The organism is Streptococcus sp. 27098_8_113 (genome assembly GCF_041432545.1).
In the GTDB taxonomy this organism is placed as follows: domain Bacteria; phylum Bacillota; class Bacilli; order Lactobacillales; family Streptococcaceae; genus Streptococcus.
This window is the reverse complement of sequence record NZ_JAPVZU010000002.1, coordinates 97,916-111,763: the sequence shown is the minus strand read 5'-3', so window position 1 is coordinate 111,763 and position 13,848 is coordinate 97,916. Positions and strand designations below refer to the sequence as shown.

The following is a 13,848-nucleotide window of genomic DNA, read 5'->3' as shown; positions in this document are numbered from 1 at the left end:
TTCTAATCTTTTTCAATCTCTTGCCAAGTGATTATAGCCTGAGCATTGACATCGCCATCACTAGAAATCTGGTGCGTGCTCTGCAGACCGTCTAGTTCATAGCTAGAAGCAATCATCCCGCCCGGTCGGACTTCCTTGACATACTTCAGGTTGATTTTCTGAGGAATATGCTGGGTAAGGAAATCTGCGCCCATAACCTCAAAAATCCAGTCCAGGTACTTGCTATTGTTGACATGACCGTTCATATCCAAGTCGTAAAAACGCACATGGTAGTCCTTGCTGACAGGATTTTCCATGGCTGGATACTTGGGGCCACGCAGTAATTTCTTAGAAAATTCCGACTGATAAGGAGCGACAATCTCAGGTTCAACTGCATGAACCTTGCGGCTATCCCGATCCATAAGGACAAAGGTTGCCATCATCTGGATAATAGCCTCGCCCGCTTCATCAAAAATCGTGAAGCGACGGTAACAAAAAAGCCGATTGTAAGTCAATGCTTCTGTCTCGATGGTAATTTCCTCTGCAAATCGTGGCAGTCGTGTCACATCAATATCGTAGTCCGTAATAATCCAGACTAGATTATACTGCTCCAGCATGTCCTTGTCGCTGACGCCGAGCTCAATCGACTGCATGCCTGATACCTGCAAAGACAGTAAGATGACATCAGGCAGCTTGATATGGCCGTTCATATCTGCCATATCAAAAGGAATTTTCATTTTCATTTGATAAGTTAAGCCCATGATTTACTCCAATATAAATTTCTCAGCAACCGTATCGCCCCAAAAGAGGCCTTGTTTGGTCATGCGCACGATGTCTCTGTCAGGCACTAGCAAGCCCCGCTCAGTCAGCTCAGACACAACAGCTCCGTATTGATCTTCAAAGGAGAGACCGAATTTTTCCTCAAAACGCTTTTTAGAAACACCTGACTTCTTGCGCAATCCCAGAAACATCTCTTCTTCCATCTGTTCTTTCAGCGTCAGCACTTCTTCCTGCACACGGGCATTACCCGCTTCCACCGCCTGCAGATAATGACGAATGGGGCCGTGATTTTTATAGCGAACACCATCAACATAGCCAGACGCTCCCGCTCCGATACCATAATACTCCGCATTGTCCCAGTACATGAGATTGTGGCGGCTCTCAAAGCCTGGCTTGGAAAAGTTTGAAATCTCATAATGCTCAAAGCCAGCCTTTTCCAGCTCAGCTATAATGTATTCAAACATCTCCGCTTCCAAGTCTTCCTTGGGCAGAGGCAACTTCCCACGCCGCATCCGATTCATGAAGACCGTATGATTTTCCAAAATCAAGCTGTACAGACTCATGTGGGGAATATCCAGAGCAATGGCCTTGGCTACATTGGTTTTCACATCCTCCATAGTCTGCTTGGGAAGGGCATAAATCAGGTCAATCGAGATATTATCAAAACCTGCTTTTTTGAGATTGGCAATGTTCTCATAGATATCCTTTTCCAAGTGACTGCGGCCAATCTGCTTGAGCATGCGATCATTAAAGGTTTGCACGCCCAGCGAAACCCGATTGACAGGCGAGTCTTTAAGTACAGCAATCTTCTCCTGATCCAAGTCCCCAGGATTGGCTTCAATGGTCAGCTCCTCAAGATAAGACAAGTCCAGCTTGTCCGTCAGCTTTTCCAGCAAAAAAGCCAACTGAGGCGCCGATAGAGCCGTCGGAGTCCCTCCTCCGATATAGAGGGTGCGGAGCTTTTTGATGTCGTAAGAATGATATTCCTCAATCAAATGCTCCAGATAACTATCTACCGGCTGATTTTTGATAAAAACCTTTGAAAAATCGCAGTAATAACAAATCTGAGTACAAAAAGGGATATGCACATAGGCAGAAGTTGGTTTAGTTTGCATAGTATTTATTATAGCATAAAATTAGCGACAAAGCCCCCTTGGAAAATAGAATAAAAAAACTCAAGAAATAAAAAAATTCCTTGAGTTAATGTTGAAAGAGCATCTGTTCGAGTAGATTACGGATAAAGCAACTGCTGGATCACTAAAACATGGCTCTCTTCTACGCCATATAAACTATGAAGTTCATTCGGCTCCATTGTCAGAAAACTTCCCGGTACTAATTGTACAGTTTCTCCCAAGGCAGTAAAATCCACCTTCCCTTCTAGACAGACAACTGTAACAAGAGCATCTGCACTATGTTCAGGGATTTGTTTTCCTTTAGCAAGGTGCAAATGGCGAATGAGACGTCCTTGCTCTTCGACCGGAGTTTCAACCACATCAACATTTGGATCTATTGAGTAAAATTTCATCGTTTTCCCTCCTTTTCTTCATTTTAGCATAATTCCGAAGAATTGTCAGAATTTTTTAATATTCCTAATTGATACCTACAAAGTTACATAATATGGTATTTTCATCATGCTCTATTCAATTAATTTTCTTAAATATAAAAAAGATTGAAGAACGTCATCTAAAATAGATCTTTTCTTCAATCTAGAAATTTGGTTTAAATTAGATTTTAAAATCATTGAATTCCATAAGCCATACTGATCTGGATTTTAGCAACTCCATTCTGTAGGCTGATTTTGTCAATGCTAAATGGACCCTGCGGCAGAGCTAGAAGGAAACTATCTCCCTCCGTTGTGATAGTCGAATTAGAGGTCTGCAGTTGCTGCTTCAGCATGCCAGTCACCCAAGATTTAGGGATAGGAAGGATGCCTAGCTTGGCATTATCGATTGTGATGTATAAGGCACTCCCCTTCACCGTCACATCTACCTCTAGATCTAGCTTACTATCAATAAAAAACAGCTTAACCGGATGCTGGATGCGCAGCTTATTGCCTTCAATGCTGTAAGCACTGTTCAGCAGCTCCTGATTCTCGCTATCAGTCAGCGAAGACTTGAGAAGCTGATTAAGCTGGACACTGTTTAGAGAGACTTCTGTGCTGACTCCCTGAGCTGTTGCATTAACATTGTTCAAAGTCGGCTCAATCATGCTTTCCCACGAAGTATTAGCTTGAACATTTTTTAGTTGTTCATTCGGATTGATAGAAGAAGGAACCAGAAATAGCACTGCTGCAAGCAACAGCACCAAAACAATTCCCACCAATCTTTTGATCAATTTCATATCTGTCTTCCTTTACTTTGAGAAATATCCTTAGCTGAAAACACAGAAAGGATTTATCTCATTTTACACTATTTTTACATCATTTTCTGTAACAAAGAGATTAAAAGACTAACAATCCTATAAAAAAGACTGGGACAAATAATCCCAGCCTCTTAGTCGCATATTGCCTGTATAACAAGGCTTACTTAATCACTTGTTGCGTCTTAGCATAGTTGGCTTCTACTGCTTCTTTTTCAGATTTCCACCAGTCTTGGTTGTCCGTGTACCACTTGATCGTCTCTTTGAGACCTGCTTCAAAGTTGGTAAACTCTGGCTTCCATCCTAGCTCATCACGAAGCTTGCTAGCATCAATAGCATAGCGGAGGTCGTGACCCGCACGATCTGTCACATGGTCATAAGCATCTGCTGGCTGTCCCATTTCCTTGAGAATCAGCTCCAGCACTTCCTTATTGTTCTTCTCACCATCAGCACCAATCAAGTAAGTTTCGCCGATTTGTCCCTTGGTCAGAATCGTCCAAACGCCTGATGAATGGTCATTAGTATGAATCCAGTCACGGACGTTTTTACCTTCACCGTAGAGTTTTGGCTTGATACCGCTCAGGATATTGGTAATCTGGCGCGGAATAAACTTCTCGATGTGCTGGTAAGGACCATAGTTGTTCGAGCAGTTAGAAATAGTCGCTTTGACACCAAAAGAGCGCACCCAAGCTTTGACAATCAAGTCTGAAGCCGCCTTGGTTGATGAGTAAGGTGAGCTTGGATTGTACTTGGTTTCAGCCGTAAATTTCTCTCCTGGACCTTCTCCATGACCTGGCAAGTCTTCACGAAGAGGGAGATCTCCATAGACCTCATCAGTCGACACATGGTGGAAACGAATATCGTATTTACGGGCTGCTTCTAAAAGCGTGTAAGTTCCGATAAAGTTGGTGTGAACAAATGGACTCGGGTCATTGAGCGAATTGTCATTGTGGCTTTCTGCCGCATAGTGAACGATAGCATCAGCTTCGGAAGCCAGCTTATCTACCAAGGCTGCATCAGCAATATCTCCAACAACCAACTCAACACGGTCGCCTAAAATCTCTTCAATATTAGCGCGATTACCTGCGTAAGTCAGCTTGTCCAGCACTGTCACATGGACATCTGGAAAGTTATTGTAAACATAGTGGACAAAGTTAGAACCGATAAAACCAGCTCCGCCTGTCACGATAATTTTTTTGTATTCAGTCATTTTTATTCCTTAAACTTTTTTATAATTGCCTTAAGTGGTGGGGACGCAAGCAAACCTCCGGTTTCATTGCTTATTTTTGAGCCTTATGTCTCAAAAATCCCCTGTCATGTAACAAACTAAATAATTTGTTACATGACTTACACCACAGCGGCAATCATTTCTTCCACTCGCTTTGCTCGGATAGGAGCTGAGCTTAATTATATATTTCAGTATCAATTAATGAATCAGAAAAGAAATCTTCTTATAAATCTTCTTTTCTTAGTGGTTTGACATCCTTGAGTAATGGATGGTTCTTGTCTGCTTCTGAGACTTCTGCTGCTTCTAGGTTTTCCCACTGGATGCCTAAAGCTGGATCTGCATAGTTGACAAAGGCATACTTAGGTTTGAGTTCTAAAGCCCAGTAGTCATTAACCAGATAGCTATAGGAAACCGTGTCAGAAAGGACTTGGAAGCCGTTGGCTACACCACGTGGCACAAAAATCCCCTTGCTGGCATCAATTACTGTCTGGTAGGTATTACCAAAGGTCTCGCCCTCACGCAGGTCGACCCAAGATCCTAGCACCTTACCATCATCTGCAACTGAGATGTACTTGTCCCATGGTTCAGCATGAAGACCACGCAGGACATTTTTACGAGAAAAGCTGACATTATTTTGCAGTTTTCCTTCTGCAAAGAAGCTTTCAGGGAAGCCTAGCGGCAGCATTTTTTCCTTTTGAAAATTTTCCTTAAACCAGCCTCGATTGTCCCCACGAACAGGGATATCAAACTCCAGCATTCCAGGAATTCCGGGAACTTCACGCGCTGCTAATTCCTTATCAAAAAATTGTTCTGTCATCTTCTTATGCTTCTCCAATCAAACGGAGCAAGTATTGTCCGTATTCATTCTTCTTCAACGGCTGCGCCAATTCGTGCACTTGCTCTTTAGTGATATAGCCCATACGATAGGCAATTTCTTCCAGATTTGCCACCTGCACGTTCTGCATACGCTGAACTGTTTCGATATATTGTGCTGCCTCTAGGAGACTTTCGTGGGTACCTGTATCCAACCAAGCAAAACCACGTCCCATGAGCTCAACAGACAAATCGCCACGTTCCAAGTAAGCCTTGTTGACATCAGTGATTTCCAGTTCTCCGCGAGGACTTGGTTTGATGTTCTTGGCAATCTCTACAACATCGTTATCGTAGAAATAGAGTCCTGTCACTGCATAGTTAGAACGTGGCTGTTCTGGTTTTTCTTCGATGGAGATAGCATTCATATCTTCATCAAATTCTACGACACCAAAGCGTTCTGGATCCTTAACATGGTAGCCAAAAACAGTTGCTCCTGTTTCCTTCGCCGCAGCATTTTGGAGCATTTTACTCAGACCTGGTCCATGGTAAATATTATCCCCAAGAATCAGCGCTACATTGTCATCGCCAATAAAATCAGCCCCAATGATAAAGGCCTGTGCCAGTCCGTCTGGACTTGGCTGCTCTGCATAAGAGAGCTTGATACCAAACTCAGAGCCATCACCCAGCAAATCCTCAAAACGAGGCAAATCCGTCGGAGTAGAGATAATCAAGATGTCCTTGATACCAGCCAGCATAAGAGTTGACAGTGGATAATAAATCATGGGTTTGTCATAAACCGGCATGAGCTGTTTTGACGCAGCGCGGGTCAATGGGTACAAACGTGTACCAGAACCACCTGCAAGAATAATACCTTTCATATGAGTTTCCTCTCTTAATGTATTCCCTTTATTTTACCATTTTTGAAAGCGGATGTCATCCTTTTCATTACCCTTAAATAAAAGAAAAAAAGCGGAAATTCGGCTTTCTTCCGCTCTTTGATTCCAAGTTGGCATCACCCCAAAGCCACATCCAAGACCATCATGAGAACAAAGCCCACCATGAGACCCAAAGTCGCCACATCAGTATTGCCATTGGACTGCGAATCTGGTATCAACTCCTCTACCACCACGAAAATCATAGCTCCTGCCGCAAAGGAGAGGGCATAGGGCAGAATAGCTGTCATGGCCATGACAGCTACCGCTCCTAGAACAGCCCCAATTGGTTCTACAATAGCAGACATGGAGCCCCAGTAAAAGGCTTTAAGCAGAGACTTGCCGTCTGTCCGAATCGGAATGGACAGAGCCGCTCCTTCTGGGACGTTCTGCAGGCCAATTCCCAAAGCTAGACCAATCGCGCCGACAAAGGCTTCCGGACTAGGATTGGCGGCCAAAGCACCAAAGGCTACTCCGACTGCCAAACCTTCTGGAAAATTGTGAATGGTAATGGCCAGGAATAGCAGAGCCGTCTTGGACAGTTTCTTCCGGCTATGTTCAGAAACACTCTCAGCCTCCGAAATGTCCTTGCTCAAGTGCAAGTGAGGCACTACCGCATCAATCAGTCGCAGGAAAAAACCTCCCACTAAAAAACCAATCGCTGCAGGCAGCTAGGACAATTTACCATAAGAACTTTGCGCATACTCAATCGACGGTGCGAGAAGCGACCAAAAGGAAGCCGCAATCATGACTCCTGCCGCAAAGCCCATCATAATATCCAGCAGCTTGCGACTGACCTGTTTAAAGAAAAATACAATAGTCGATCCCACAATGGTACATCCCCATGTAAAAAGCCCAGCCAAGAATGCCTGCATAACCCCACAGGCTGCGATCGTAACCAGTCCATAACTTCTCCTTATTCTCTGAAATCAATCATACAGAATCGTCTTGGTTTCCCCGATACAGTGTTTTTCCTCATTCCAGTAATGAATCCGCTCGAAAGAGCCTTTCCTCCAGTAGAGAGGCAAACGTTCACGTATGTCGTCCTGCATATCTATTTGGCCAAGTTCCGAAATCTTCCACCATTTGGGCTCCCCTTCATGATCGTTTCCCCTGACTTGCCCCTCAAAGGCAGTGCAAAGAAAATCGTAATACACATACCGTTCTTTTTTACTCGGATTAGTGAAGCCTGAAATCCCCTTCAATTCCAGGTTTAGAGCAGTCAGCCCCGTTTCTTCTTTTAATTCGCGCCTTGCAGCCTCAAAAAAAGATTCTGGAAACTCCACCTTCCCGCCAGGTTGTATCCACCCTTTAAAGTTATCATGCTGGCGATTAAGCAGTAAAATTTGATCGTCTTTTTTTACACAAATATTGACCCAATTCAAAATAGTTTCTGTCATATCAAACCTTCTTTACATAGAACTAGTAACTTTAAGAAAACCTCAATCATGACACTTGCACAACTACAAGCTGTAATTGAAAGCAATACCCAAAAAGAGTTATTCCAACTCAATATTCTTTATTTTGGATAGAAAATCGAACGATCTGATGATTTTGGACAATGACTTCGTATTTACCAAATCCAGAATACTTACTATGTTTCCCGACACTAATGGCCATAAGATAACGTGCATTTGGTAGCTTCGTTAAATCTAGCTGCTCTTGTAAAATCTGCTTGATTTTATCATCATTCTTTTGGTCTTGGCCAATACTAATGATAGATCCATCGTCTTGCTCCACGTTAAAAATTACCTTCATTTCAATGGCAAGAGCCTCTTTTTCCAACATGTCAGAAATAGGAATTGGATATAAGCCCTGCAAAGGCTGGCCTTCTGCCCGATTCTTCTTTATCAGAGCCTCGTATGCATCAATATGTGGCGCATCCTTATCTATCATAAAATCAAGGGATTCAAGATATAGTTTCTTCTTATCTGCCCTTGTAAAACCATCTTTTACAGTCTCTAAAGTTTCACTATAACCCGGACTCAGCTCAAGTCCCGTATAAGCGATGCTAGGGAAAGCTTGATAAATAGCATCTCCCTTTTCAAGCTGTAGGTCAATATCCGTTTTTCCATATTTCTCATCCCGAGAGGTGTAGTACTCAATTCGGTCACCGATCTTAACCGTTTTCCCCTCAATTTCCTCAGAATACTCAGCACTTATTAAATAACCAGCAAAAGAGGTATAGTTTTTATTAGCATCTAAAACTCTGACCGTTCCTTCAAAACCGCTCTTCTCATAAGAGCGCTGAACAGCCTGTACCATTTCATATTTCGGCACTCGTACAAAAACTCCCCATATATCTATGAAATTCAGAAACATAGAGACAAGAGCCATGAGAAAAACGATCGCCACACTAGATAGGAAACAGCCCAAAACACCAAAGCCTATTTTCTTTTTTGTATTCTTTGCTAGTTTCTGATTTCCTCCATTATTCTGAGCAATAAGAGGATGTTGAGAACGACTTTTGTGTCTAGTAAATAGAATAAGTGGGATTGAAATTGATATTGATATTACTAGTAAAAGTAAAATGAGGAATATTATAATCATTTGTTTTCCTTAAGTATCTTCTTCTCCACGTACCGTCCAATAGGATAGTCAGATGGATCTAGCAGTCCTGCTTCTCCTAAAGCTATCTGAGCTAATTGGCGTCCGATGAGTGGGCCAGTTGTCAGACCAGAAGAGCCTAGACCGCTGGCTGCGTAGACATGCGGCAAGTCTGGCACAGCTCCAAAGAAAGGAGAAAAGTCTCTGGTATAAGCCCGTGTTCCCACGCGCTCGCCTAGAATCTCTGCAGTAGCCAACCTCGGCAAATAAGTTTCCGCTTCTTGCTGCAACTGATCCAGCACCGTCTTATCTACTGTCAAATCAAAGCCCCGATCATTTTCATGGCTGGCACCGACGCTGACCTTACCTGCTAGAAAAGGAATGATATCCAGCTCGCCCTCAGGCATCACAACAGGGTAGTCATCTGTCTGCTCAGCTAGCTTAAAATCACGCAGCTGTCCTTTTTGCGGCCGAACATCTGTCTTATAGCCCAGTGGCTGCAAGATTTCTCCCAGCCAAGCTCCCACAGCTAAAATAACACAGTCAAAGCTCCGACCATCCACCAGAAGTTGCTCTCCTTCTACTGTCAAGCTTACCTTTTTCTCAACCAACTCAGCCTTGCTAGCTTTCAGAAGCGTCTCCGTCAAGAGTGCTCCCTCCACACGGGCACCGCCGGAAGCATAGAGAAGTCGCTCAAAGCCTTGCAAGTCTAGAAATTTCTCCTGGGCTTCCTGACGGCTGAGAAGACTCAACTCCCCTATTAAGGGCGACTCTTCCCGACGATTAGTAGCCAAATCATAAAGCTCCTGCAGCTTGCTCTCATCTTTCTTCAGCAGATAAACACCTGTCTGTTGGTAAAAGTCTGTCTGGATTCCAGCCTCTTTCAGTTCTGCAATCAAGTCCTGATAAAAATCAGCGCCCAGACGCGCCATCCTGTACCAAGCCTTGTTGCGACGCTTGGAAAACCAAGGACTGATAATGCCAGCGGCTGCTTTGGTTGCCTGCCCCTTTCCGTCTTCAAAGACAGTCACTTCCACATCTGGGGATTTGGACAGATAGTAAGCCGCTGTTGAGCCAACAATCCCAGCTCCAATCACTGCTACTTTTTTCATGTTGCTCCCTCTCAAATATGTCGGAAAGGATTAGTCGAAGCCTGACTAGATAGAATCTCAAGCGCCCATCCCTCTTCTGCCTTCCAAGTATCAAGCTTTTCTTTTATTTTTTCCGTAAAAAGAACCTCGATATGGTGTCCAGGATCCAGCGCCAAAAGCCCTTCTGTCAACATTTCCTGAGCTGTATGATAGTAAATATCACCAGTGATGTAGGCCTGCGCTCCCTTAGCAATGGCCTCCGGATAAAAGGACTGACCGCTGCCGCCACAGATAGCCACACGCTCAATCACGCGTTCGAGATCTGCTTCTTTATAAGCGACCAGACGCAAACTATCTAGGCCAAAAGTTGCTTTGACCTTAGCCGCAAAGTCCCCAAAAGTCTGAGGCACAATCTTCCCCACGCGGCCAATACCGTGATCTGGCTCCGTCTGACTGAGAAAACTTGTATCCTCAATCTCAAGAAGTTGGCAGAACCAGTCGTTAAGCCCGTCCTCCACAATATCAATATTGGTATGACTGACATAGACAGCAATATCATGCTTGATGAGGTCTAAAATCATCTGATTTTGCGCCTTATCCGCCACTAGGTCCTTGAGCGGGCGAAAGATAGGCGCATGCTTAACGATAATCAGTCCAGCACCTGCCTCAATAGCCTCCGCCACCGTCTGCTCGCGAATATCCAGAGCCACTAGAACCTTGTCAACTTCTTTGTCCAAAGTTCCGATTTGCAGGCCTGAAATGTCGCCCTCCATGGACAGTTCTTGCGGGCAGTAGGCTTCATATCGGGTGATGATTTCACTTGCTAACATGGAGCACCTCCTTGATATTTTCGATTTTTTGGGACATAGCAGAGCGTTCCAGCTGATTCTTTTCTGGGATATGGGCTAGAGCTCCTTCAAGTTTCTTCAGTTCTTTCTGCCATTTTTTCCGAAAAACTGGAGATTGCTGTTCTAACAGGAAAAGACCAAAGCGTTTTTCTTGCTCCGTCAAAGTTTGCTGGCCTGCCTCAGCCACTAGGATTTCGTAAAACTTACCAGCCTCTTCTAAGATATCCTCAGCCAGCAAACGAAAGCCGTTGGATACCAGCCAGCTGCGGAGCTCATCCTCTCGATTATTGGGCTGCAAAATCAAGCGGGAAACCGACGCAAGCTTATCTCTGCCATTTTCCAAAATCTCTGAAATCAAGCGACCACCCATGCCAGCGATGACGAAAGTGTCAATCTGGTCTTCCACTTCAAAAGCCGCCAGACCATTGGCCAGGCGAACCTCAATCTGCTTCGTCAGTCCATGCTCTGCCACATTTTTCTGGGCAGACTGAAAAGGCCCCTCTACCACTTCACCGGCCAGAGCCTTCTCAATCCGTCCCTGCTGAATCAGGTAAATAGGCAGATAGGCGTGATCGCTCCCAACATCCAGCAACTTTGCCCCATCTGGCACAAAAGCAGCTACTCGCTCCAAGCGTTGAGAAATCGTCTTTTTTTGCATTGCTTACTCTTTTCTAAACATTCTTCTACTCAGTATATCATTTTTAAGGGTATAAAAAAAGCAGCGGAACAAAAATCAGCCTGTTAATAAACTGATTCTGTCTCGCCACTTGTCACTTTTTATTTGATTTCTTGATACTCGGCAGCTAAACCACGCTGGACTGCCGGACGGGCCGCAATCTTCTCCGCCCAGGCAACTAGATGTTTGTAAGATGCAACATCCAAGAACTCCGCTGCTCCAGTATAGATCTTATCTTGCACTAACTGACCATACCAAGACCAGATAGCAATATCTGCTATGCTATAGTCATCTCCAGCGATATAAGCTTTCTTGGCCAATTCTTTGTCTAACAAATCCAGCTGCCGCTTGGCTTCCATCGTAAAGCGGTTAATAGGATATTCTAGCTTTTCTGGTGCATAGTTAAAGAAATGACCAAATCCGCCTCCCAAGAAAGGCGCCGCGCCTGTCTGCCAGAAGAGCCAGTTGAGCACCTCCGTCCGACCAGCCAAATCTGACGGAATCAGCTTTCCAAACTTCTCTGCCAGATAAAGCAGGATATTTGCTGATTCAAAGACGCGAATCGGCTTATAACCTGACTGATCCAACAAGGCCGGAATCTTGGAGTTGGGATTGATTTTCACAAAATCTGAGCCAAACTGGTCGCCATCCATGATGCTGATCTTATAGAGGTCATAGGCCGCCTCTGTCACACCTGCTGCCAGTAGTTCCTCCAGCATAATCGTCACCTTGACCCCGTTTGGAGTACCAAGTGAATAAAGCTGAAAGGGCTCTTTACCGACAGGAAGCTTTTGTTCAAAACGCGCGCCCGCAGTAGGCTGATTGATACCTGAAAATTTTCCTTGGTCGCTGTCCGCAGCGGACCAGACTTTTGGTAATTGATAGGTCATACTTTTCTCCTTTTTTTATAAAACCAAGGGCCTGTCGTATCTAACAGGCCACTGTTAATCTAGTAAATTCAGTCCTTCCACAAATTCATGGCATTGAGGAAATCATCCGAAACCGTTACATTCTGTGGATTACTTGCTTCACGCTCCGCCCGTTTGGCTTCTACTTGAGCTTGGGTTGTAATACCTTCCCGCCGCCAATTACGCAAGATTGCCTGGATATATTTCCAATTAGGCTTGCCATTGAAAACCGCTTCGCGTAAGGCAGCCTTGACCAAATCTGGATTGGTTTGATCGTCCTTAATGGTCTTGGTCAAATCCTCAATTTCAAATGGAGTCAAAAGACGACCCAATTCTTGCTGGAAGGTTTCAACCAGTTCCTTAAGAAGGTTACCATCCGACACTGGCCTTGACCCAGTAGGACCAGAAGTCTCCAAAAGCTCATCTAGCTTTTCTAAGGCTGGTGAAGCATCAAAAATCGCTTCAATTTCCCCATTCAGTTCAATGGTTCTGTACTGGAGCAAGCCTTTTTCTGTCAGATGGGACATGGAACGATTGACCTCGGACAAGGTCTTGCCAATATGCTCCGCAATCTGACTGGGCGCAAATTCCTCCAATGAGGTGGTATTTTGCAAATAGAAAAACTGCCAGACCAAAAAATCATCACTGGAATCAAAAATGTCTTTAAAATGCAAAAAGAGGGCACTTGGAAGAACCAAGTTGCCATTTTTGTAAGCTGCTAAATAAGTCATAGTACCTCTTTATAAATAAGCAAAGAAGGATGCATCATTCTCTGGACTTTGCCAATCAAATGGTGTTTCTTGATAGACTGCATAATTGACCCAATTACTGAAAAAGAGAGCTGCTGCCAAACTCCAGCGCAGACAAGGAGTCGTATTCACATCATCATTCTTGAAGTAATTCTCAGGAATATGAGGATCCTTTCCCGCTTCCAAGTCACGGAAATACTCCTTGGCAAGGGTATCACGGTCGTATTCCATATGACCGAAGCTATACACCTCTCGCAAGTCACGGCTCGCCAAAACAGACAAGCCCGTGTCTTCTCCCTCGGAGAGAATCTCTAGATTGGTCAGATTCAGAATGTCTTCTTTCAGTACTTCTGTATGCCTTGAATGAGGCGTGATAAATTCATCATCAAAACCTCTAAAAAGCAGATTATTGCTTGGAGTTGACTGCTCGTAAACACCCGAAAGTTTCTCTTCCATCTGGTGCTTATCTACGCCATAGCGGGCATAAAGGCCAGCCTGTGCTCCCCAACAGATATGTAAAGTCGAAAAGACATGAGTCTTGGACCATTCAATCACCTGCTGGAATTCCTCCCAATAGTCCACCGCCTCAAAAGGAAGATGTTCTACTGGCGCTCCTGTGATAATCAAGCCATCAAAGAAACGATGTTTGACCTCATCAAAAGTCTTGTAAAAGGTCTGCATATGCTCCACTTGGGTAGTCTTTGACGTATGAGAAGTCATATAAAGAAACTCAATGGTCAGCTGCAAGGGCGTATTGGCCAAATGACGCAAAATCTGAGTTTCCGTCACCATTTTCTGGGGCATAAGATTGAGTATCAAGATATTCAAAGGGCGGATATCCTGATGATCTGCCCGGTCATCATCCATGACAAAGATATTCTCAGAGCTTAAAATTTCAACTGCTGGAAGCTTCTTATCAATCTTGATAGGCATAAAAAT

Annotated in this window: 15 protein-coding genes and 1 pseudogene; all 16 read right to left on the bottom strand. The window is 44.2% G+C overall.

Annotated features, from left to right (window positions below; translation table 11 throughout):
* Positions 1-2 precede the first annotated feature (2 nt).
* The 16 genes and pseudogenes from O3644_RS01885 to metA all read right to left on the bottom strand — a co-directional run bounded on the left by O3644_RS01885 (position 3) and on the right by metA (position 13,842).
* Complete coding sequence (locus tag O3644_RS01885; RefSeq protein ID WP_371594910.1) at positions 3-740, bottom strand: acyl-ACP thioesterase domain-containing protein; 738 nt, start codon at positions 738-740, stop codon at positions 3-5.
* A 3-nt stretch (positions 741-743) separates the two neighbouring features.
* Complete coding sequence (gene hemW / locus O3644_RS01880; protein ID WP_045499716.1) at positions 744-1,874, bottom strand: radical SAM family heme chaperone HemW; 1,131 nt, start codon at positions 1,872-1,874, stop codon at positions 744-746.
* A 116-nt stretch (positions 1,875-1,990) separates the two neighbouring features.
* Entirely contained in the window at positions 1,991-2,284 is a 294-nt protein-coding gene (locus tag O3644_RS01875) for a cupin domain-containing protein (protein ID WP_005590484.1), read from the bottom strand.
* A 212-nt stretch (positions 2,285-2,496) separates the two neighbouring features.
* Positions 2,497-3,099, bottom strand: a complete 603-nt coding sequence (locus O3644_RS01870) for a hypothetical protein (RefSeq protein WP_371594909.1) — start codon at positions 3,097-3,099, stop codon at positions 2,497-2,499.
* 181 nt (positions 3,100-3,280) lie between these two features.
* Positions 3,281-4,327, bottom strand: coding sequence for a dTDP-glucose 4,6-dehydratase (gene rfbB, locus O3644_RS01865; RefSeq protein ID WP_048763236.1), 1,047 nt, complete (start codon positions 4,325-4,327; stop codon positions 3,281-3,283).
* 241 nt (positions 4,328-4,568) lie between these two features.
* Positions 4,569-5,162, bottom strand: coding sequence for a dTDP-4-dehydrorhamnose 3,5-epimerase family protein (locus O3644_RS01860; protein ID WP_015605114.1), 594 nt, complete (start codon positions 5,160-5,162; stop codon positions 4,569-4,571).
* A gap of 4 nt (positions 5,163-5,166) precedes the next feature.
* On the bottom strand, positions 5,167-6,036 hold the full coding sequence (gene rfbA, locus O3644_RS01855; RefSeq protein ID WP_048763238.1) for a glucose-1-phosphate thymidylyltransferase RfbA: 870 nt from the start codon (positions 6,034-6,036) through the stop codon (positions 5,167-5,169).
* Positions 6,037-6,170: 134 nt separating this feature from the next.
* Positions 6,171-6,997: pseudogene (tmpA, locus tag O3644_RS01850) on the bottom strand (ZIP family manganese transporter TmpA).
* Positions 6,998-7,019: 22 nt separating this feature from the next.
* Positions 7,020-7,490 (bottom strand): 8-oxo-dGTP diphosphatase, encoded by a 471-nt coding sequence (locus O3644_RS01845; protein ID WP_005590490.1) that lies wholly within the window; start codon positions 7,488-7,490, stop codon positions 7,020-7,022.
* 109 nt (positions 7,491-7,599) lie between these two features.
* Positions 7,600-8,640 (bottom strand): hypothetical protein, encoded by a 1,041-nt coding sequence (locus O3644_RS01840; protein WP_048763239.1) that lies wholly within the window; start codon positions 8,638-8,640, stop codon positions 7,600-7,602.
* Entirely contained in the window at positions 8,637-9,749 is a 1,113-nt protein-coding gene (locus O3644_RS01835) for an FAD-binding oxidoreductase (RefSeq protein ID WP_048763241.1), read from the bottom strand. The genes O3644_RS01840 and O3644_RS01835 overlap by 4 nt, the downstream gene beginning before the upstream one ends.
* An 11-nt stretch (positions 9,750-9,760) precedes the next feature.
* The gene (locus O3644_RS01830) at positions 9,761-10,558 is read right to left on the bottom strand and encodes a Nif3-like dinuclear metal center hexameric protein (RefSeq protein ID WP_048763242.1); all 798 of its coding nucleotides are present in this window, start codon (positions 10,556-10,558) and stop codon (positions 9,761-9,763) included.
* Positions 10,545-11,234 carry a tRNA (adenine(22)-N(1))-methyltransferase TrmK gene (locus O3644_RS01825; protein WP_048763244.1) on the bottom strand — a complete coding sequence of 230 codons (690 nt, stop codon included), beginning with the start codon at positions 11,232-11,234 and terminating at the stop codon, positions 10,545-10,547. Before O3644_RS01825 ends, O3644_RS01830 begins: the two co-directional genes overlap by 14 nt.
* A 119-nt stretch (positions 11,235-11,353) precedes the next feature.
* Positions 11,354-12,142 (bottom strand): glutathione-dependent disulfide-bond oxidoreductase, encoded by a 789-nt coding sequence (yghU, locus tag O3644_RS01820; protein WP_048763245.1) that lies wholly within the window; start codon positions 12,140-12,142, stop codon positions 11,354-11,356.
* 68 nt (positions 12,143-12,210) lie between these two features.
* On the bottom strand, positions 12,211-12,891 hold the full coding sequence (locus O3644_RS01815) for a DnaD domain-containing protein (RefSeq protein WP_048763246.1): 681 nt from the start codon (positions 12,889-12,891) through the stop codon (positions 12,211-12,213).
* A 9-nt stretch (positions 12,892-12,900) separates the two neighbouring features.
* Entirely contained in the window at positions 12,901-13,842 is a 942-nt protein-coding gene (gene metA / locus O3644_RS01810) for a homoserine O-succinyltransferase (protein ID WP_048763248.1), read from the bottom strand.
* Positions 13,843-13,848: the final 6 nt, after the last annotated feature.